We start from the raw sequence: 20,449 nt of genomic DNA, 5'->3' as shown, positions 1-20,449 counted from the left end.
ACTATGAATTTTGACAGTAAATATATCTGGGAATCCCTGCCGCTATTATTGCAGGGATTGCAGCTTACGCTGATTATTTCATTATCGGGTTTGCTGGGAGGTTTTGTCATTGGTTTGCTGGCCGGAACCTGCCGCGCACTGGGTGGGCGAATAACAAAAACGCTTTCGCTGATCTTTGTCGAGTTAATTCGTGGTACCCCAATCATGGTGCAGGTGATGTTTATCTATTTTGCACTGCCGATGGTGATACCGATTCGTATTGATCCGATCACCGCAGCCATTGTGACCATTGTCATTAACTCCGGCGCCTATATTGCCGAGATTACACGCGGGGCGATTCTCTCCATTAATAAAGGGTTTAAAGAGGCGAGTCTTGCCATGGGATTATCGCAGCGCAGCACGCTGTGGCATGTGATTATGCCGCTGGCGTTGCGGCGCATGATCCCCGCCCTGGGCAACCAGTGGATTATCAGTATTAAAGATACGTCGCTGTTTATTGTTATCGGCGTGGCCGAGTTAACCCGTCAGGGACAGGAGATTATTGCCGGTAATTTCCGTGCACTGGAGGTGTGGACGGCCGTCGCGATGATTTATCTGCTGGTGACGCTCTGCCTGAGTTTCCTGCTGAAGCAACTGGAAAAAAGGATTCACATTCTATGAGCATGGTTGAATTTAGTGCAGTGTCGAAAAATTTCGGCACGACGCAGGTTCTGCACGATATCAATCTGAAGATTGAGGCAGGCGAAGTCGTGGTGATCATCGGTCCGTCAGGATCGGGGAAATCAACCCTGCTGCGCTGCATCAATAAGCTGGAGGAGATTACCTCCGGAACGCTGCTGGTGGCAGGAAAGCACATCACGGATCCGCACGCCAGTGAATGTGATATCCGCCGTGAGGCAGGGATGGTGTTTCAGCAGTTCCACCTGTTTCCTCACCTTACTGCGCTGGAAAATGTGATGTTTGGTCCAATCCGCGTCCGCAGGCAAAGCAAAGCGGCGGCCCGTGAACAGGCGCTGGCCCTGCTGGACCGTGTCGGCCTGCGTGACCGCGCCAGCCACTACCCGGCAGAACTTTCTGGCGGGCAGCAGCAGCGTGTCGCAATTGCGCGCGCGCTGGCGGTGAAACCCAAAATGATGCTGTTTGATGAACCCACTTCCGCGCTGGATCCCGAACTGCGCCATGAAGTGCTGAAAGTGATGCGCTCGCTCGCGGAGGAGGGCATGACTATGGTGATTGTGACCCATGAGATTGGCTTTGCCCGCGATGTGGCCTCGCGGCTGATCTTTATTGATGGGGGCACCATTGCTGAAGATGGCTCACCTGATAAGCTGCTTACCGACAGCACCAATCCGCGTCTTAAAGAATTCCTGCAACACGTCTCCTGAAGAAGTGAATGACAGCAAAATGAACAAAATCTCAATCAGTGGTTCAGCGTTTGAAATCGGTCAGCAACTCGGTGAATTCGGTCGCGAGGCATGGCATCAGAAACTGACGCAAACCGCGCTGTGGCAGACTGTTACCGCCATGAAGCAGGGCGAACAGACAAGACGTATGGTCGCGCAGGTGCAGGCGCAATTTCCGCAAATCTGGCTTGAGCTTGAAGGGCTGGCCAGTGGTTTGCAGGCACCCCTCGACGAGGTATTTGCGTGGAACTGTCGTGGCGATCTGGTGCGTTCTACTTCGGATGGCTGCACCACAGTGGCCGGGCAGCGCGGTGATGGGGCATTAATCATTGCGCATAATGAAGATGGTTATCCCCAGTTGCGTGGTGACTGTGCTCTGGTCCATGTCACGCCGGATCAGGGCATGGGTTTCATCAGCTTCGCCTATCCGGGGTCGATTTGCGGTCATACGTTTGCCATCAACGATCGCGGCGTGGTGAATACGGTGAATAACATTCGCGCCATGCATCGCCCGGCAGGCCTGCCGCGTCAGATTCTGGCGCGCGCAGCATTGAATGCAGCAACCCTTGATGAGGCGATGACGCTGCTGACGACCTCTCCGCGCGCAGGCGCGTTTCATCATACGCTGGGTCAGATGGGTGACAGCCGGCTGTTCAGCGTTGAAGCCACGGGTTCAGGTTGTTCAGTCAGGCAACTCAACGCTCTGTTCACCCATGCTAACCATCTTGTGCATCCCGGATTTACTGCAATAGATCAGGTGGTCACTGACAGCTCTGCTTCACGCCAGCAGCGCTTAGACGAATGGCAGAAGGGACAGACTGGGCTTGATGAGTCAGCAGCAAATGCGATTCTCTCCGACCAGCACGATGCCGTATTGCCCATCTATCGGCTCTCTCCGCAGGATCCGGATGAAGAAAATACGCTGGCAACGGCTATCTTCATTGTGAAAGCAAAAGAGGTTGAGTGGCAGGTGTTCACCCAGGATCGTGAACAGGCCATTTTGCAGGGCGCAGTGACTGAATAACACCTTGCGGCATGAGCTAATTAACACATCAGGAACCCGCTCAGGCGGGTTTTTTATGAGCAGAAATTCATCCGTAATCAGCACTTCATCTGCCTGTAGTGGGACAGGCAGAAAACTGTTTTGCTGCACGCGTATGAATTTTTAAATGTCATCCAGGACTTTTATAAGAAGCAGCAACATAATCTGCCTGCATATCCGTTACGCTTGCCACACCCGATTTATCTCGTGGAATCATGTCGATTTAAATCATCACAGATCGCCGCTGTTCATCCCCACAGCGTTTACACTGAAAGCAATGTCGCCTGGAACTCATCCTATGAAACGCAATCAGATTCTTGTTTTAAGCCTGATGCTGACTGCTGGTGCTGGAAGCGCTGCGGCCAGCGCATGCAGCCCGAACAACACTGCTGTTGCTAACAGCAATACGCTGATTTTGCTGGGCGGTAATGCAAAAGGCGCGGTGAAACAGGTGATTGCGGGTGAGTTTGGCAAAGATGTCAATTCGCAAAAGCGGGTACTGGGTCAGTTTGACGCCTGTGGCGATCTGACGGTCGCTGACGTCAGCTATGACAAAAGCGAACGCAACGTCATCCTCAGTATGGAGCAACACATTGCCCGGGTGCAGGGCGGCTGGGTGGCCGAGTACGCTTATCTGGTCAAAGTGCTGAAAGAGGGCAAAGAGGTCGTTGTTGATAACCGCCAGGGCACGATTAACTGGCAGAAAGGCCAGCATGGCAATATCACCAGCGCCTCCGACAGATTTACCAGTATGGGTAAAAGCGGCTTTACCGACACCACCTATCGCTACGATCGCCAGCTCCGGCTGGAGAAGAGCATAGCGCGCGGCAGCGATCCGCTGACCAACGGTGAATTTCACTACCACTGGAACCCGAAGGGGCTGGTGACGCGCACGACCTCCCCCAGAGGCACCGATGAATACACCTACGATCCCCAGTGGCGTGAAGTCCGGCTGAATGGCACGGCGAATACACCGCTGAGCACTATCCGCTCGGTTGATGAGTGTCAGTCCTGGGATGAGGTCGGCAATTGTACACTGAGTTATCTGCATGAGACCGAAATCTTTACGCGGGGCACCATCGAACGCCATCTCAGTTCCGCCTACAAATATGAGTACTGGGATCAGCCTGCGGCAGAAGAGTAACAGGCGATCGGATGACCGCCTGTTGGCAGGTTATTTCACCGTCTGACTAAAGGCATTCAGCGCCAGCAGGGCGTTGGCAATATCTTCCGGTGACAGGTGAGGATTGAGATTTTTCAGCGTGTCGCCCTCACTGTTCGCCAGTGCCCCGACTTTCACCAGATTTTCCCAGCTTTCATTTTCCAGATGCATTTCACGCAGCGTGGTCGGCATGTTTATGCTGCGATAGAAACGGATATAGCGTGCAATTTCTTCATCCGGACGCTGCTCCAGCACCATCTGCGTCAGTGTGCCATAGGCGACTTTCTCGCCATGAGTCAGGTGGTGGATGTCACCATCAATAGCGGTAAAACCATTGTGAATAGCGTGGGCGGCTGCCAGCCCGCCGTTTTCAAAGCCCAGCCCCGAGAGCAGCGTATTCGCCTCAACCACCGCTTCCACAGCGGGCGTGACCCGTTTTTCGGTAACGGCGATATAGGCGCTATACCCCCATGTAAGAAGCGTTTCTTCACAGGCACGGGCAATCGCCAGGCCGGCAAGTGTCGGATCACCATTGACCATTGATTTCGAATGCGAACGAGCCACGGCCTGCGCTTCAACCCAGGTGGCCAGGCCATCGGCAATGCCGGAGGCAAAGAGTCTTGCAGGCGCACTGGCGCAGACTGCCGTATCCACCAGCACCAAATCAGGATTCTTGCTGTAGAAGCGATAGCTCTCAAATACGCCGCTGTCAGAGTAGATGACCGAAAGGGCGCTACAGGGTGCATCAGTGGAGGCGATCGTGGGCACAATTGCTACCGGCTGTTTAAGTTCGTCCGCCACCGCCTTAACCGTGTCCAGCGTTTTGCCGCCGCCCAGCCCGACCACCACGTTACAGCCCTGGCTCTTCGCCAGCGCACTGAGGCGGGTGATCTCATTACTGGAGGCCTCGCCGTTGAACTGCTGCCAGCTGAATTTCACACCGGCGGACTGCAGCGTCTGTTGCGTCCGTTCGCCAATCAGTTTCCAGACAACGTCATCCGCCACCAGAAAAGCCTGATCGCCCAGTTCAGTCAGGTACGTGCCCAGCTCATCCAGCACACCTGTGCCCTGCACATATTTACGGGGTGATGAAAAAATAAATTTACTCATAATCACATCTCCTTAATATGAATGGTTCGACCCGATCCAGCCTGGCACAATCCGGTAATAGTGGCAGTTGATCCAGGGTCTTATACACCCGCGGCTGTTAAGCTGCGTGAACACCCTCATGTGCCTGAAGAGAGATAACGGAGAAATCACCACGACCGCCGCGCTCTTTTCATTTCTGTTTGCGAAAATCATTCTGACGCTTGCACCCGGGTTTGATACCGAACTGTTGCTGCGAACCGCCATCGCGCAGAGCTGACAGCGTGCCTGCGCTAACGTTCCTGGGATGACGCTGGATTATCTGCTCTGGAAATAGTTATGGGGATGAAGGGGATGGATCGCCTGACCGGCTGTGTATTTATTGGATTCGCGGCGAAACTGGCGTTGTCTCGCCGCTGAGACTTAAGGCTTAGTGGCGACCAGTACGGCGCGCAGCGGAGCCGGATAGCCCTCAACTGTTTTGCTCGGGTCATTGGGATCGAGGAATTCAGCCAGCGACTCGCTGGTCATCCAGTCGGTACGGCGCTGCTCTTCGGTGGTGGTCAGGGCGAAATCGACAATTCGTACATCGACAAAGCCACTTTTCTCCAGCCAGCTTTTCAGCGCCTCGGCGGACGGGATAAAGAAGACATTGCGCATCTGCGCATAACGCTCTCCCGGCACCAGCACCTGATTCACATCACCCTCGATCACCAGCGTCTCTAGCACCAGCTCGCCACCGCTCACCAGCTGATTTTTCAGCTGCAACAGGTGATCCAGCGGGGAACGACGATGATAGAGCACGCCCATCGAAAATACGGTATCGAACGCCTGTAACATCGGCAACTGCTCAATACCCAGCGGCAGCATGTGCGCCCGGCGATCGTCATTCAGCAGCTTACGCACCGCTTCGAACTGAACCAGGAAAAGCTGCATCGGATCGATGCCGACCACCAGATGCGCACCCGCGCCGATCATCCGCCACATGTGGTAGCCGCTGCCACAGCCCACATCCAGCACCGTGCGGCCCGCGAGTGAGGAGATGTGCGGCAGCACACGCTCCCACTTCCAGTCAGAGCGCCACTCGGTGTTGATGTGGGTGCCATAGAGGAAATAAGGCCCTTTACGCCACGGCATCAGATTGCGCAGGAGTTTCTCAATGCCCTGACGATGGCGATCGCTGATGTCATCGCGGTCGGCGGTCACACTGTGCAGCAGGTCGAGCTTTTGCGGCTCCAGCAACGGCAGATACTCCAGCGACTTATACCAGTCACGAAAGTGCCCATGCAGATTTTCACGCTGCCACTCGCTGATTTGCGCCGGTAACACTTCCAGCCACTTCGCCAGCGGACCTACCGCAATTTGCTGATAAAAACGGCCAAAATCGATCATTTCAACGCCACCAGAGATCCAAAATTAAAGCACTGGAACCAGAGTTCGGCGTGCGAGAAACCGGCCTGTTTCAGGCGGGCTTTATGAGCTTCAACGCTGTCAGTCAGCATCACATTTTCCAGCATGCTGCGTTTCTGGCTGATTTCTAGTTCGCTGTAGCCGTTGGCCCGCTTGAAGTCATGATGCATATTGAACAGCAGTTCACCAATCTCAGCATCTTCAAAACTAAACTTCTCCGACAGCACCAGCGCTCCGCCTGGTTTAAGTCCCTGCCAGATTTTTTCCAGCAGCGCCAGACGCGCAGGTGGTTCCAGAAACTGCAGCGTGAAGTTGAGCACGACCAGCGAGGCGTTCTCAATTTCGATGTCGCGGATGTCCGCTTCCAGCACCGTGACCGGTGTATCCGCACGAAAGGTATCCAGATGACGACGGCAGCGCTCCACCATCGCCGGGGAGTTATCCACCGCGATGATCTGGCAACCGGGCACATGAATATTGCGGCGCACCGAAAGTGTGGCGGCACCCAGCGAGCAGCCCAGGTCATACACCTTGCTGTCCGGGGTAACAAAACGTTCTGCCAGCATGCCAATCATCGAAATGATGTTGGAGTAGCCCGGCACCGAGCGCTGAATCATGTCAGGAAAGACTTCAGCTACGCGCTCGTCAAAAGTCCAGTCGCCCAGTTTTGCAATGGGCGCTGAGAAGAGTTGATCGCGGTCAGACATATCGAAAATCCGAAGAGACGACGGAAAGGGCGCTATTCTCGCAGAAAGTGGGGCGGCCTGCACCCCTTAACCCAGGACGGGTTAATGGAGTGTCAGCACCAGTTCCCACGGCAGATAGATGAGGTTGAAGATCACCATGCCGCACAGTGAAAACAGCGTCAGCAGCATGCCATATTTGCGGCCTGCCATGGCGCTGCTGCGTAAACCCCATGCATGCAGCAACCGGCTGATGAAGAACAGCAGGCCGGTGAGATGTACCATCCAGATGTCCGCGCCGTTCATCTCCATCATCACCAGCAGCAACAGCGCCATCGGAATGGTTTCGATGGCATTGCCGTGAATGCGAATCGCCATTTTCAGGTCGTGATAGCCACCATCGCCATAGGCCACGCGATAGAAACGGCGGAAACGCACCACGTCCATCGTAAACTTCATCACCAGCAATGCACCCAGTACCACGTATAACGCGCTAATCATTGTGACTCCGGTATCCATCCGTAAAATGGCTATTCTAGCCAGCGCACAGCACGCTGTCCTGTGCAGTCATCAAAACAGTGACGTCTGTTGCGGCCAGTCCGGTCCGTTGCCAATGCCGGGATCGATCTGCTGCAGTTGCGGCCACAGCGCCTGCACCAGTGGAAAAACCTGGCCCATATCGGGCGTGTGCAGAAACAGCATGGCGTCACCCTGTTGCTGCCACTCCGTCAGCTTGTCTCGCCAGATCTGAAACAGCGGCACGCTCTCTTCCACGCTGTCGCTGCCGATAAACCGCACCATCGGCTGCGAGCCGGTTCGCAGGGCATGAGGCGGCACTTTGGGCTTCTGCGAACGCGCGACCAGCGCCGCCGGACTTTGCGAGGTGGAGGCGTGAACCGGACGGCTGTCGAGCATCACACGATTGATGCCGCGCGCCAGCAATCCGCGATTCAGCGCCCGTTCGGCGTCACCTTTGGCAAAGAAAGCCGGATGGCGGACTTCCACGCCGTAATCAAAACGGCGCGGCAGGCTATCCAGAAAACGCCACAGGTCGTTGAGCTGTGCCGGAGAGAAGCTGGCGGGCAGTTGCAGCCAGTACTGACCGATGCGATCGGCCAGCGGCTCCATCAGGCGCAGGAAATCGGTCAGCAGGTCATCGCTGTGTTGCAGCGCCGCCTGATGGCTGATGGTATTGGGAAATTTGAAGCAGAAGCGAAACGCATCGTGCGTCATATCGCGCCAGCGCATCACCGTTTCCGCATTCGGCAGCGCATAAAGCGTGGTATTTCCCTCTACACAGTGGAAGTAGCGGGCATAGTCCGCCAGGCTCTCAATACCCCAGCGTTTCCAGTGTGAATGCTGCCACTGGGGCAGGCCAATACGAAGTGTCACGCGCGCTCCTGGCGGCAGGTTAAGATACCCCATTATCGGCTATGGTCAGGCAGGGGGGCAAATGCACACAGGAAATCGGCGCTTTGGCGCGGATCTGCTTATCCTGCCTGGCTTTTTCCATTATAATGACCGCCATTTTTGCGACAGCATCGCAACAGGTAACGCGGCCGGATGCTGTCGGCTGCAGCGGCGAAGTTAAAAGGATAGTGTTATGCGTACAGAATATTGCGGACAGCTCAATCTGTCTCATGTGGGTCAGCAAGTCACGCTTTGCGGCTGGGTAAACCGCCGTCGCGATCTGGGCAGTTTGATTTTTATCGATATGCGCGACCGTGAAGGCATCGTGCAGGTGTTCTTTGACCCCGATCGCCAGGACGTCTTTAAGCTGGCTTCTGAACTGCGTAACGAATTCTGCGTCCAGATCACCGGCACCGTGCGTGCGCGTGATGAGAAGAACAAAAACAGTGAAATGGCGACCGGTGAAGTCGAAGTGTTTGCCCATGAGCTGACCATCATCAACCGCTCTGAGCCACTGCCGCTGGACTCGAATCAGACCAACAGCGAAGAAGCGCGCCTGAAATACCGCTATCTGGACCTGCGTCGCCCTGAGATGGTGACGCGTCTGAAAACCCGCGCAAAAATCACCAGCTTTGTCCGTCGCTTTATGGATGACGAAGGGTTCCTGGATATCGAAACCCCGATGCTGACCAAAGCGACGCCAGAAGGCGCACGTGACTATCTGGTGCCAAGCCGGGTTCACAAAGGCAAGTTCTATGCGCTGCCGCAGTCACCTCAGCTGTTCAAACAGCTGCTGATGATGTCCGGTTTTGACCGCTACTATCAGATCGTTAAATGCTTCCGCGATGAAGATTTACGTGCCGATCGTCAGCCAGAATTTACTCAGATCGACGTCGAAACCTCCTTTATGACCGCGCCACAGGTGCGTGAAATCATGGAGCGTTTGATCCGCAATCTGTGGCAGGACGTGAAGGGCGTTGATCTCGGCGAGTTCCCTCAGATGACCTTCGCGGAAGCGATGCATCGCTACGGTTCCGATAAGCCGGACCTGCGTAACCCGATGGAGCTGGTGGACGTTGGCGACCTGCTGAAAAACGTGGAGTTCCAGGTCTTCTCTGGCCCGGCTAACGATGAAAAAGGCCGTGTTGCGGCGCTGCGCGTACCGACCGGTGCGCAACTGAGCCGTAAACAGATTGATGAATATGGCAAGTTCGTAGAAATTTACGGCGCGAAAGGCCTGGCGTGGATGAAGGTTAACGTCCGTGCCGACGGTCTGGAAGGCGTGCAGAGCCCGGTTGCCAAGTTCCTGAATGCAGAGATCGTTGAAGGTATTCTGAGCCGCACCGGCGCTCAGGATGGCGATATCATCTTCTTTGGTGCCGATCGCGCTAAAGTGGTTGCTGATGCCCTGGGTGCGCTGCGTCTGAAAGTGGGCCGCGAGCTGAATATCACCGATGAGAAAGCCTGGGCCCCGCTGTGGGTGATCGACTTCCCGATGTTCGAAGAGGACGAGGAAGGCGGTCTGGCCGCAATGCACCATCCGTTCACTGCGCCAAAAGAGATGAGCGCAGAAGAGCTGGCTGCGGATCCAACCCGTGCCGTGGCGAATGCCTACGACATGGTGATCAACGGTTATGAAGTGGGTGGCGGTTCAGTGCGTATCCACCACGGCAAAATGCAGCAGACGGTGTTCAGCATTCTGGGTATTGAAGAGCACGAGCAGCGCGAGAAGTTTGGCTTCCTGCTGGATGCGCTGAAGTTCGGTACACCACCGCATGCGGGCCTGGCTTTTGGTCTGGATCGCCTGACCATGCTGCTGACCGGCACCGACAACATTCGTGACGTTATCGCGTTCCCGAAAACCACGGCGGCCGCCTGCATGATGACCGAAGCGCCAAGCGAAGCGAACCCTGCTTCCCTGCTGGAGCTGGGTATTCAGGTCGTTAAAAAAGAAAAGCCTGAGAATAAATAATGGGCTATAAACACCCGGTTTCAGTGCTGGTCGTCATCTCGGCGCGCGATACTGGCCGGGTGTTGATGCTGCAGCGGCGTGACGATCCCACGTTCTGGCAGTCGGTCACCGGCAGCCTGGAAGCGGGGGAGTCACCGCTGGCGACCGCGTGTCGTGAAGTGAATGAGGAGATCGGCATCGACGTGCTGACAGAGCGGCTGGAGGTGGAGGATTGTCAGCGTCAAATCGACTTTGAAATCTTTCCCCATTTCCGCCATCGCTATGCACCCGATGTCACTCATAATCACGAACACTGGTTTCGCCTGCAACTGCCGGAAGAGCGTGATGTGACGCTGACCGAGCATCTGGCGTTTCGCTGGCTGGCTCCGGCTGACGCTGCAGCATTAACCCGATCATGGAGTAACCGCCAGGCAATTGAAGAATTTATCTGAATGCTCGCCATCGCCCGGTATTCCGGCGGCGAATAGATTAAATTTTATGAATCTGGTGAGTTTTAACAGGACTTCACCAACATATTGAATAGTCAGGCGTCATCCTCGCCGCGACATTGTCTACCGCCAGCGCGAAGTTATCAACGTACTGTACGTGCCGATGATGCGCGACGCTCGCCCGTTGAGGGCAGACGGATTTTTTAAAATCTGTATGAGCACGGACGGTAAACAGACTCGCAGCCAGGATAGCCTGCACCCTGTAAAAGATCGGAGAAAATTTAAAATGGCAGGACACAGTAAGTGGGCTAACACCAAACACCGTAAGGCAGCCCAGGATGCCAAGCGCGGCAAAATCTTCACTAAAATTATTCGTGAACTGGTGACAGCGGCCAAGCTGGGCGGCGGCGATCCGGGTTCAAACCCGCGTCTGCGTGCAGCGATGGATAAAGCCCTGGCGAATAACATGACCCGTGACACCATGGATCGCGCTATCGCGCGCGGCGTAGGCGGCGATGACAACGCCAACATGGAAACCATCATCTATGAAGGTTACGGTCCAGGCGGCTCAGCCATCATGATTGAATGCCTCAGTGACAACCGTAACCGTACCGTGGGAGAAGTGCGTCACGCCTTTACCAAAACCGGCGGCAACCTGGGCACTGACGGCTCCGTAGCCTACCTGTTCAACAAGAAAGGCGTGATCTCCTATGCGCCGGGTCAGGATGAAGATGCGGTCATGGAAGCGGCCCTGGAAGCGGGCGGCGAAGACGTCGTCACCTATGACGACGGCGCCATTGATGTCTTCACCGCATGGGAAGAGATGGGCACAGTGCGTGATGCACTGGAAGCGCTCGGCCTGAAAGCGGATACCGCAGAAGTGGCGATGATCCCGACGACCAAAGCCGAAATGGATGCGGAAACCGCACCAAAACTGCTGCGTCTGATCGACATGCTGGAAGATTGCGACGATGTGCAGGAGGTTTATCACAACGGTGAGATCTCCGACGAGGTGGCGGAAACGCTGTAATGGCGTCTGTCGCCCTGTTAACCGGAGAGGCGTAATGTCGATTATTCTGGGTATCGATCCCGGCTCACGCATCACCGGTTATGGTGTTATTCGTCAGACTGGCCGCCAGCTAACTTATCTGGGCAGCGGCTGTATCCGCACCAATACCACCGAATTGCCCGCCCGCCTGAAGCTGATTTATGCGGGCGTCTGCGAAATCATCACGCAGTTTTCACCCGATTTCTTCGCCATTGAACAGGTGTTTATGGCAAAGAACGCAGACTCAGCGCTGAAGCTCGGCCAGGCGCGCGGTGCCGCGATTGTGGCTGCGGTTAACCACGATCTGCCGGTGTTTGAGTATGCTGCCCGTCAGGTGAAACAGACTGTCGTTGGCATCGGCAGTGCCGAGAAAAGTCAGGTGCAGCACATGGTGCGAACCCTGCTGAAGCTGCCAGCAAACCCTCAGGCCGATGCCGCCGATGCGCTGGCGATTGCCATTACGCACTGTCATGTGGCGCAGAATGCGGCTCGCATGAGTGACAGCAAGCTGGTGCTGACGCGCGGACGGTTACGCTCAGGTTAGCCGTCATCGCTCAGGTCTCACTCTCAGGCTGGATATTCATCCAGCCTTTTTTATGTTATAAAATCCACCACATTCGTTAGTTAAGGAAGCATTCAGGTGATAGGTCGTTTACGGGGCAATATTCTGGAAAAGCAGCCGCCACTGGTGCTGCTTGAGGCACACGGCGTCGGCTATGAAATTTATATGCCCATGACCTGTTTTTATGAGTTGCCTGAACTTCAGCACGAAGCGGTGATTTTTACCCACTTCGTGGTGCGTGAAGATGCGCAGCTGCTGTTTGGTTTTAACAGCAAGCAGGAACGCGCGCTGTTTCGCGAACTGATTAAAGTGAATGGCGTCGGACCCAAGCTGGCGCTGGCGATCCTCTCCGGCATGTCGGCGCAGCAGTTTGTGACCGCTGTTGAGAAAGAAGAGATCGCGTCACTGGTGAAACTGCCAGGCGTAGGCAAGAAGACGGCTGAGCGTCTGGTGGTCGAAATGAAGGACCGCTTCAAAGGGATGCACGGCGACCTGTTTGGCGGTGATTCAGCGTTTACGCTGACCACGCCGAGCGCCGAACCGGAAACCAATGATGCGGAAGCCGAAGCGGTTGCCGCGCTGGTATCACTGGGTTATAAACCGCAGGAAGCGAGCCGTATGATCAGTAAAGTCGGTCGACCGGATGCGGATTGCGAAACCCTGATCCGCGAAGCGCTTCGCGCCGCCATTTGAGGTAATTCATGATAGAAGCCGACCGCCTGATCTCCGCTGCCAGTATCAGCGAAGAAGAGGTTATTGACCGCGCTATTCGCCCGAAGATGCTGACCGAGTATGTCGGTCAGCCGCAGGTGCGTGAGCAGATGGAGATTTTCATCAAGGCAGCGCAGCTGCGCGGCGATGCGCTCGATCATCTGCTGATCTTCGGTCCGCCGGGACTGGGTAAAACCACCCTGGCGAACATTGTGGCCAACGAGATGGGCGTTAATCTTCGCACGACCTCAGGTCCGGTGCTGGAGAAGGCGGGCGACCTGGCGGCGATGCTGACCAACCTTGAACCGCATGACGTCCTGTTTATCGATGAAATCCATCGCCTCTCACCGGTGGTGGAAGAGATACTCTACCCGGCGATGGAAGATTATCAGCTGGATATTATGATTGGCGAAGGCCCGGCTGCGCGTTCCATTAAGCTCGATTTGCCGCCGTTTACCCTGATTGGTGCCACCACGCGTGCAGGCTCGCTGACCTCGCCGCTGCGCGATCGTTTTGGCATTGTGCAGCGTCTGGAATTCTATCAGGTTAAAGATCTGCAGCACATCGTGGGCCGCAGCGCCGCCTGTCTGGGTCTGACGCTGAGTGACGAAGGGGCATTAGAGATTGCCCGCCGCGCACGCGGCACACCGCGTATCGCCAACCGCCTGCTGCGTCGCGTGCGTGACTTCGCAGAAGTGCGGGCAAACGGTGATTTAAGCGGTGAAGTCTCCTGCAGTGCGCTGGATATGCTTAATGTAGACAGCGAAGGGTTCGATTACATGGACCGAAAACTGTTGTTGGCGATCATCGACAAATTTATGGGTGGACCGGTAGGGCTGGATAACCTGGCTGCTGCGATTGGTGAAGAGCGGGAAACCATCGAAGATGTGATTGAACCCTTCCTGATTCAGCAGGGCTTTATTCAGCGCACACCGCGTGGCCGGATGGCCACGCAGCACGCTTATCGTCACTTCGGCATGACGCGCGAAGAGTAGTTACATTTCCGGTTTGCGCACCATGCTGAAGATAAACAGGATGGCGGCGCAGAGCACCACTGACGGCCCGGCTGGCGTATCGTAAAATGCGGAGAAGGTCAGACCGCCTGTGACGGCGATGACCCCGATGACCACCGCGACGGCCGCCATGCCTTCCGGTGAGCGCACGAAACGGCGTGCGGTTGCAGCAGGGATAATCAGCAGTGAGGTGATAATCAGCGCACCGACAAACTTCATCGCTACCCCAATCGTCAGCGCCGTGACCAGCATCAGAATGAGTCGGGTTCGCTGGATGTTGACGCCATCGACCTGCGCCAGTTCCGGACTGATGGTCATCGACAGCAGCGACCGCCACTGCCACGCCATTACCAGCAGCACAATCACCACGCCGCCACCCATCATCCAGAGATCGTCTGGCGTCACCGCCAGCAGGTCGCCAAACAGATACGCCATCAGATCGACGCGCACGTTCTTCATCAGGCTGACGACCACCAGCCCCAGCGACAGCGCGCTATGCGCCATAATCCCCAGCAGGGTGTCGATTGCCAGATGCGGACGACGCTCCAGCCAGACCAGTCCCAGCGCCAGGCAGACCGTCACCAGAATCACTGCGTAGTAAGGATTGACGTTCAACAGCAGGCCAAATGCCACGCCGAGCAGGGATGCATGCGCCAGGGTATCGCCGAAATAAGACATCTTGCGCCAGACCACAAACGAACCCAGCGGACCGGCAGCCAGCGCTAACATCACACCGCCTATCCAGCCCGGTAATAACAACTCAATCATGATGAACCCTGTCCTTTGCGTAAAACGATACGTCCCTGAAGGTCGTGACGGTGATTATGATGATGACGGTAGATCGCCAGCTCTTCTGCGCCGCGAGGGCCGAACATGGCGATAAATTCCGGATGCTGCGAGACCGCTTCCGGGGTACCGGAACAGCAGATGTGGTGGTTGAGGCACAACACTTCGTCTGTTTTGGCCATGACCAGATGCAGATCGTGGGAGACCATCAGCACGCCGCAGTTCAGTTCCACGCGAAGCTGGTTGATAAGGTCATACAGCGCAACCTGACCATTCACATCCACACCCTGTGTCGGCTCATCAAGCACCAGCAACTGAGGATGATTCAGCAGGGCGCGCGCCAGCAGCACACGCTGGGTTTCACCGCCGGAGAGCTTTTGCAGCGGGGAATGGAGCAGATGACCCGCCTGAACACGTTTCAGTGCCGGCAGGATCTCGGCGTTTTTGCTGCCACGCGTGAGACGCATAAAGCGTTCTACCGTCACCGGCAGGGTAGGGTCGATGTGCAGCTTCTGCGGCACATAGCCAATACGCAGATCGGGATCACGCTTAACAGACCCGGTCGTGGGTGCGAGCAGGCCGAGCACCACACGCACCAGCGTTGATTTTCCGGCACCGTTAGGACCCAGCAGGGTGAGGATGCGGCCAGGCTGCAAGGTCAGGCTGACGCCTGATAACACATTGCGCTGGTTAAATTTTATCGAAACGTTATCGAGTGTGACAAGTGAGGTCATAGTATTTACAGGTTGCACAGAATTTCGAATGTTATAATATCACATTCCACCTCATGGTCACGATGGAATGACGCAATATGTTACATAATAAAAAGGGCGCAATTTTCGCCTTAACGGCTTTATCTGTTTCAGCTTTGTTAACCCTTCCTGCCCAGGCGAATGTCGTGGCTTCACTCAAACCGGTAGGTTTTATTGCTGCGGCCATTGCTGATGGCGTTACGCCGGTTGAGGTACTGCTGCCGGACGGTGCGTCTGAACACGATTACTCCCTGCGACCTTCTGATGCAAAACGCTTAAAAAACGCGGACTTAGTCGTCTGGGTCGGGCCTGAAATGGAAGCCTTTATGGCGAAATCTGCGGCTGAACTCCCGGCCCAAAAAAACCTCGCGATGGTTAACATCGACGGGGTAAAACCGTTATTGATTAGCGGTGGTGAAGATGAAGATGAACACACAGCGGAAAAATCCGAAGATCAGGATGCTGAAGCTCATCACCATCATCACGGCGAGTTTAATATGCACCTGTGGTTGTCGCCAGAGATTGCGCGCAAAACCGCGGTTGCAATCCATGGAAAATTATTGGAACTTATGCCGCAGGATAAGGCCAAACTTGACGCCAACCTCCAGCAGTTTGAGGTAGCTTTGGCGGACACGGACAAACGCGTTAGCGCACAACTTGCTCCGGTAAGAAATAAAGGATATTTCGTTTTTCACGACGCTTACACGTACTTTGAAAAGCACTACGGTCTTTCGCCCACCGGGCACTTTACCGTCAATCCTGAAATTCAACCGGGCGCTCAGCGTTTACACCAGATACGAACACAGTTGGTTGAGCAAAAGGCGGTCTGCGTCTTTGCTGAGCCACAATTCAGACCAGCAGTCATCGATGCTGTCTCCCGCGGAACGCAGGTGCGTAAAGGCACGCTCGATCCCCTGGGCACAGACATCAGCTTAGCCAAAGACAGCTATGTGAAATTTCTCTCACAACTGTCGAGCCAGTATGAAAGCTGCCTGAATGGAGCATAGGAATAGGTAAAAGTGCAGCAGATAGCCCGCTCTGTCGCCCTCGCATTTAATAATTTGCCGCGCCCCCACCGCGTAATGCTGGGTTCTTTAACTGTAGTGACTCTGGCCGTCGCAGTCTGGCGGCCCTACGTTTATCATCCCACCGATGATGTCACGCCCATCGTTAAAAACATTGAGCTGGATAAGAACACGTTCCGCACGCTGTTGCCGGAAGCCAGTGAGCCGATCGATCAGAGCACACCGGAACCGGACGAAGAGCTGCCTGCGGACGATGTCGACACCGACGCGCCGGATACGGCAGGGGTTCACGACTACACCGTGTCATCCGGCGATACCCTGAGCAGTGCACTGAATCAGTATGGCATCGACATCAGCGATATTAATGCGCTGGTGGTGAGCGATCGCGATCTGCGAAATCTGCAGGTCGGTCAGCAGCTGAGCTGGACGCTGGATGATGATGGTGGACTGAAAACCCTGAGCTGGGAAATTTCCCGCCGCGAGACCCGCACCTATGAGCGCACCCCGGCAGGTGGCTTTAAGATGGATGCGGAGATGCAGAAGGGCGAATGGCGCAACAGCGTGATGCAGGGCGAAGTGCGTGGCAGTTTTGCCGCCAGCGCCCAGCGAGCAGGGCTGAGCAGTGCCGAAGCCAGCGCCGTGATCAAAGCGATGCAGTGGCAGATGGACTTCCGTAAGCTGCGTGCCGGTGACCAGTTCAGCGTTCTGATGTCACGCGAAATGCTGGATGGTAAGAGTGCGCAGAGTCAGTTGCTGGGGGTGCGCCTGCGCAGCGGTGGCAAAGACTATTACGCTTTCCGCGCCGAAGATGGCAAGTTCTACGATCGCAGCGGCTCTGGTCTGGCTCGCGGCTTTATGCGCTTCCCGACGGTTAAGCAGTATCGTGTCTCTTCAAACTTTAATCCGCGTCGTCTTAATCCGGTGACTGGCCGCATTGCGCCGCACAAAGGCGTCGACTTCGCGCTGCCAATCGGTACGCCAGTGCTGGCGGTGGGTGATGGTGAGATCGTCGTGGCGAAGAACGGCGGAGCCGCCGGTAACTACGTCGCTATCCGACATGGCCGTCAGTATATGACGCGCTATATGCACATGAAGAAAGTGCTGGTGAAGCCAGGTCAGAAAGTGAAGCGTGGCGACCGTATCGGACTGTCCGGCAATACCGGACGCTCCACCGGGCCGCATCTGCATTTCGAAATCTGGATCAATAATCAGGCGGTCAACCCATTAACGGCGAAGTTGCCGCGCATGGAAGGCCTGACCGGCAAAGATCGCAGCGATTATATGGCACAGGTGAAATCCTGGCTGCCTCAGCTGGGTCTGAAGTAAGCGAATTTCGTCAAATCGCGCAAAAACCGACGGTTTCCCCGTCGGTTTTTTGCTATCTGGCGCAGGATGATTGCAAATTTTCAGGTCGTCACTATCATTAGCCGGTCATTGCTTGAGGCGAGTGCATGGAAACCCGTAAAAAAAATAACACTGAATTTATTCCCGTTTTTGAACGTTCTTTTCTCAAACCTAAGTACTGGGGCAGCTGGCTGGCAATTGGTGCGCTGGCGGGTCTGGCTTATTTACCGCCGAAAGTGCGCGATCCGCTGCTGGGCCGCTTAGGCCGTTTCGCCGGTAAGCTGGCAAAGGGTGCACGTCGCCGTGCGCTCATTAACCTCTATTACTGTCTGCCTGAACTCAGCGAAGAGCAGCGTGCCACGCTGGTTGATGAAATGTTTGCGACCGCACCGCAGGCAATGGCAATGATGACCGAGCTGGTACTGCGCGATCCGGCGAGTATCCGTGAGCGTGTTGAGTGGCATGGTCGTGACATTATCGATCAGATGATGGCTGACCAGCAGAATGTCATTTTCCTGGTGCCACACGGCTGGGCGGTGGATATTCCTGCCATGCTGCTGGCGTCAGAAGGCCAGAAGATGGCGGCGATGTTCCATAATCAGAGCGACCCGCTGATGGACTATGCCTGGAACACAGCACGTCGTCGTTATGGCGGTCGGTTACATGCCCGTAATGACGGGATCAAGCCGTTTATCAGTTCGATTCGTCAGGGTTACTGGGGTTATTATCTGCCCGATCAGGATCATGGTCCTGAGCACAGCGAGTTCGTCGATTTCTTTGCTACCTATAAGGCGACACTGCCTGCGGTAGGCCGACTGATGAAGGTGTGTCGTGCCCGCGTGGTGCCGCTGTTCCCGGTGTATAACAGTGAAACGCACAAGCTTGAGATTTATGTGCGTCCGCCGATGGATGACCTGCTGGAAGCGGATGATCATCAGCTGGCTCGCCGGATGAATGAAGAGGTGGAAGTGTTTGTCCGCCCGCATCCCGAGCAGTACACGTGGATCCTGAAGCTGCTGAAGACCCGTAAAGAGGGTGATATTGAACCCTATTCGCGCAAAGAGCTTTATCCGCGCAAATAGAAAAAGGCCGCTTTCGCGGCCTTTTTTGTACGTTTTATCCGTTCTGAATAGCGAGAATGCTTAGGGAACACGGTCAGATCGGAAAGGCGCTTAAGCCATTCCCTGGCCGCTCGGCCCGCGCGATTACGCACCTCATCCCTGAGGTGCGCCCGTTGCCGGGCCAACGCGTTGCGTTGTTCAAAAACGCTCCCGGCGTTTTTGTCCCTGGCGCGGGACGCTTTCCTCCTCTGCCCGTGTTCCCTGCGCCTTAAGTTTATTCACCACTGTCAGATTGAAACCATAACCCGCCGTATTTTTATAATGCCTCCAGCCTGCTGCGACGTTTACGCTCGCGCATAAACAGGATCACCAGACCAAACCACAGCACGCCGCTGATAAAGTTAATCAGACAGAACCATAGCGTGCCGCCGCTGAAGTAACCGCTTTTCGCCAGTTCAATTCCCACCGCCAGCGTCAGGATACTGATCATCCCCAGCATCGCCGCTACGCTGCCTTTGCCTTCATTGCTGGCGTAAAGCGTCAGGCGATAGAGTCCGGCATTCACCATGCCAGCACCAAAGGCGTAGAGGCTCAGGCCCGCAGTAATCAGCAGATAACCGTGACTGTTGAGGAGGCTTGCCACCAGTGCCAGGCTCAGGCCAATCAGAATCGGCCAGGCGGCGAACTTCACGGGCTGTTCAATCGGCACGCGTCCGGCCAGCTTACTCAGCGTCAGATTACCGGCGATCATCGCCAGGAACACCGGCAGCTGCAGCAGCGCGTACTGCATGCGTGACAGACCTTCGTCATGCATCAGGATGACCGGCGAAAGGGCAACCCAGGTGAGGATCGGGATAAACACCAGCCCGATAGCAAAGGAGCCAAACATCACCAGCCGATCTTTCATCAGTCGGCCATAGTTGCGCGCCAGATTAGGCAGGGCGATGGAGTGACTGCGGTCGCCAGCGGTTTCGGGCATGACGCGCCACAGCACCACAAAAGCGACCAGGCTGCAGGCGGCAAACAGCCAGAACATGCTACGCCAGCTACCCACGGTGAGCCAGGCTGCACCGGCCAATGGGCCTGCCAGCGGAGCCAAAAGCGCGACGTTGGCCATCAGCGCCATCATGCGCACTGCCAGCGCCTCATCAAAGGCTTCCTGAATCGCGGCATAGCCGACCGCGCCAATAAAGCAGAGGCTGATGCCCTGAATAAAGCGCAGGCTGACAAATTCTTCAATCGAGCTGACCCAGTGCGTCAGCATGCAGGCGACAGCAAAGAACAGGATGCCGAAGAGCATCACCGGTCGCCGGCCAAACTTATCGGAGAGCGGACCCAGCAGCCATTGCAGCACCACGCCACCCATCAGGTAAGCGGTTAACGAGGTGGAAACCCATTCAGGGCCGACGGAGAACTCATTGGTAACGATCAGCATGCCAGGCTGGATCATGTCATGAGCAATATAAGTGGCAAACTCGAACAGCACTAACGCCAGAGGAAAGAGTAAAATTCGGCCGGTAAGCTGGCTGATGGGCTGGAAACGGGGCATCT

At 55.6% G+C, this 20,449-nt stretch carries 21 protein-coding genes and 1 pseudogene; 14 read left to right on the top strand and 8 right to left on the bottom strand.

Annotated features, from left to right (window positions below):
- Window positions 1-3 precede the first annotated feature (3 nt).
- From glnP to ACN1CO_RS07325, 4 genes are all read left to right on the top strand, one after another.
- On the top strand, window positions 4-660 hold the full coding sequence (glnP, locus tag ACN1CO_RS07340) for a glutamine ABC transporter permease GlnP (protein WP_033732934.1): 657 nt from the start codon (window positions 4-6) through the stop codon (window positions 658-660).
- A gap of 2 nt (window positions 661-662) precedes the next feature.
- Window positions 663-1,385, top strand: coding sequence for a glutamine ABC transporter ATP-binding protein GlnQ (gene glnQ, locus ACN1CO_RS07335; RefSeq protein WP_419138994.1), 723 nt, complete (start codon window positions 663-665; stop codon window positions 1,383-1,385).
- A 19-nt stretch (window positions 1,386-1,404) separates the two neighbouring features.
- A complete protein-coding gene (locus ACN1CO_RS07330) occupies window positions 1,405-2,427 on the top strand; it encodes a C45 family autoproteolytic acyltransferase/hydolase (protein WP_419138423.1) in 1,023 nt (340 codons plus the stop codon).
- 316 nt (window positions 2,428-2,743) lie between these two features.
- Window positions 2,744-3,589 carry a hypothetical protein gene (locus ACN1CO_RS07325; RefSeq protein ID WP_419138422.1) on the top strand — a complete coding sequence of 282 codons (846 nt, stop codon included), beginning with the start codon at window positions 2,744-2,746 and terminating at the stop codon, window positions 3,587-3,589.
- Window positions 3,590-3,619: 30 nt separating this feature from the next.
- Here the strand turns inward: ACN1CO_RS07325 and ACN1CO_RS07320 are convergent, their stop codons facing one another.
- Window positions 3,620-4,717 (bottom strand): glycerol dehydrogenase, encoded by a 1,098-nt coding sequence (locus ACN1CO_RS07320; RefSeq protein ID WP_419138421.1) that lies wholly within the window; start codon window positions 4,715-4,717, stop codon window positions 3,620-3,622.
- A gap of 321 nt (window positions 4,718-5,038) precedes the next feature.
- Here ACN1CO_RS07320 and ACN1CO_RS07315 point away from each other — a divergent pair.
- Window positions 5,039-5,113: pseudogene (locus ACN1CO_RS07315) on the top strand (LysE family translocator); the annotation flags it as partial.
- 3 nt (window positions 5,114-5,116) lie between these two features.
- Here the strand turns inward: ACN1CO_RS07315 and cmoB are convergent.
- From cmoB to ACN1CO_RS07295, 4 genes are all read right to left on the bottom strand, one after another.
- A complete protein-coding gene (gene cmoB / locus ACN1CO_RS07310) occupies window positions 5,117-6,085 on the bottom strand; it encodes a tRNA 5-methoxyuridine(34)/uridine 5-oxyacetic acid(34) synthase CmoB (protein WP_419138420.1) in 969 nt (322 codons plus the stop codon).
- Window positions 6,082-6,810 carry a carboxy-S-adenosyl-L-methionine synthase CmoA gene (gene cmoA / locus ACN1CO_RS07305; protein WP_419138419.1) on the bottom strand — a complete coding sequence of 243 codons (729 nt, stop codon included), beginning with the start codon at window positions 6,808-6,810 and terminating at the stop codon, window positions 6,082-6,084. Before cmoA ends, cmoB begins: the two co-directional genes overlap by 4 nt.
- Window positions 6,811-6,891: 81 nt before the next feature.
- The gene (locus tag ACN1CO_RS07300) at window positions 6,892-7,287 is read right to left on the bottom strand and encodes an MAPEG family protein (RefSeq protein WP_419138418.1); all 396 of its coding nucleotides are present in this window, start codon (window positions 7,285-7,287) and stop codon (window positions 6,892-6,894) included.
- A gap of 69 nt (window positions 7,288-7,356) precedes the next feature.
- Window positions 7,357-8,178: a DUF72 domain-containing protein gene (locus ACN1CO_RS07295; protein ID WP_419138417.1), complete on the bottom strand. Its 822-nt coding sequence runs from the start codon at window positions 8,176-8,178 to the stop codon at window positions 7,357-7,359.
- Between the two features lie 211 nt (window positions 8,179-8,389).
- Between ACN1CO_RS07295 and aspS the strand changes: the two genes are divergently transcribed.
- From aspS to ruvB, 6 genes are all read left to right on the top strand, one after another.
- Window positions 8,390-10,168 carry an aspartate--tRNA ligase gene (gene aspS / locus ACN1CO_RS07290; RefSeq protein ID WP_419138416.1) on the top strand — a complete coding sequence of 593 codons (1,779 nt, stop codon included), beginning with the start codon at window positions 8,390-8,392 and terminating at the stop codon, window positions 10,166-10,168.
- Complete coding sequence (nudB, locus tag ACN1CO_RS07285) at window positions 10,168-10,599, top strand: dihydroneopterin triphosphate diphosphatase (RefSeq protein WP_419138415.1); 432 nt, start codon at window positions 10,168-10,170, stop codon at window positions 10,597-10,599. The genes aspS and nudB overlap by 1 nt, the downstream gene beginning before the upstream one ends.
- A 283-nt stretch (window positions 10,600-10,882) precedes the next feature.
- A complete protein-coding gene (locus tag ACN1CO_RS07280; protein WP_090960203.1) occupies window positions 10,883-11,626 on the top strand; it encodes a YebC/PmpR family DNA-binding transcriptional regulator in 744 nt (247 codons plus the stop codon).
- A gap of 34 nt (window positions 11,627-11,660) precedes the next feature.
- Window positions 11,661-12,188 carry a crossover junction endodeoxyribonuclease RuvC gene (ruvC, locus tag ACN1CO_RS07275; RefSeq protein WP_003849205.1) on the top strand — a complete coding sequence of 176 codons (528 nt, stop codon included), beginning with the start codon at window positions 11,661-11,663 and terminating at the stop codon, window positions 12,186-12,188.
- A 96-nt stretch (window positions 12,189-12,284) separates the two neighbouring features.
- On the top strand, window positions 12,285-12,899 hold the full coding sequence (gene ruvA / locus ACN1CO_RS07270) for a Holliday junction branch migration protein RuvA (RefSeq protein WP_010670803.1): 615 nt from the start codon (window positions 12,285-12,287) through the stop codon (window positions 12,897-12,899).
- Window positions 12,900-12,907: 8 nt separating this feature from the next.
- On the top strand, window positions 12,908-13,912 hold the full coding sequence (gene ruvB, locus ACN1CO_RS07265; RefSeq protein WP_078804488.1) for a Holliday junction branch migration DNA helicase RuvB: 1,005 nt from the start codon (window positions 12,908-12,910) through the stop codon (window positions 13,910-13,912).
- Here the strand turns inward: ruvB and znuB are convergent, their stop codons facing one another.
- Both znuB and znuC read right to left on the bottom strand, forming a co-directional pair.
- Window positions 13,913-14,698: a zinc ABC transporter permease subunit ZnuB gene (gene znuB, locus ACN1CO_RS07260; RefSeq protein ID WP_419138414.1), complete on the bottom strand. Its 786-nt coding sequence runs from the start codon at window positions 14,696-14,698 to the stop codon at window positions 13,913-13,915.
- Window positions 14,695-15,450, bottom strand: coding sequence for a zinc ABC transporter ATP-binding protein ZnuC (gene znuC / locus ACN1CO_RS07255; RefSeq protein ID WP_419138413.1), 756 nt, complete (start codon window positions 15,448-15,450; stop codon window positions 14,695-14,697). Before znuC ends, znuB begins: the two co-directional genes overlap by 4 nt.
- Window positions 15,451-15,527: 77 nt before the next feature.
- Here znuC and znuA point away from each other — a divergent pair, with 77 nt between their 5' ends.
- The 3 genes from znuA (at window position 15,528) to lpxM (ending at window position 18,919) form a co-directional block, all read left to right on the top strand.
- Complete coding sequence (znuA, locus tag ACN1CO_RS07250) at window positions 15,528-16,475, top strand: zinc ABC transporter substrate-binding protein ZnuA (protein ID WP_419138412.1); 948 nt, start codon at window positions 15,528-15,530, stop codon at window positions 16,473-16,475.
- A 12-nt stretch (window positions 16,476-16,487) separates the two neighbouring features.
- Window positions 16,488-17,819: a murein DD-endopeptidase MepM gene (mepM, locus tag ACN1CO_RS07245; RefSeq protein WP_419138411.1), complete on the top strand. Its 1,332-nt coding sequence runs from the start codon at window positions 16,488-16,490 to the stop codon at window positions 17,817-17,819.
- A gap of 125 nt (window positions 17,820-17,944) precedes the next feature.
- Window positions 17,945-18,919: a lauroyl-Kdo(2)-lipid IV(A) myristoyltransferase gene (gene lpxM, locus ACN1CO_RS07240; protein ID WP_419138410.1), complete on the top strand. Its 975-nt coding sequence runs from the start codon at window positions 17,945-17,947 to the stop codon at window positions 18,917-18,919.
- Window positions 18,920-19,214: 295 nt separating this feature from the next.
- On the opposite strand, the gene ACN1CO_RS07235 is transcribed toward lpxM, so the two are convergent.
- Window positions 19,215-20,447, bottom strand: coding sequence for an MFS transporter (locus ACN1CO_RS07235; protein ID WP_419138409.1), 1,233 nt, complete (start codon window positions 20,445-20,447; stop codon window positions 19,215-19,217).
- Between the last annotated feature and the right edge of the window lie 2 nt (window positions 20,448-20,449).

It is taken from the genome of Pantoea sp. R13S299, from assembly GCF_048515925.1.
Classification (GTDB): domain Bacteria; phylum Pseudomonadota; class Gammaproteobacteria; order Enterobacterales; family Enterobacteriaceae; genus Pantoea.
Note: the sequence above shows the minus strand (reverse complement) of the source record. Positions and strands in the feature narration are given on the sequence as shown.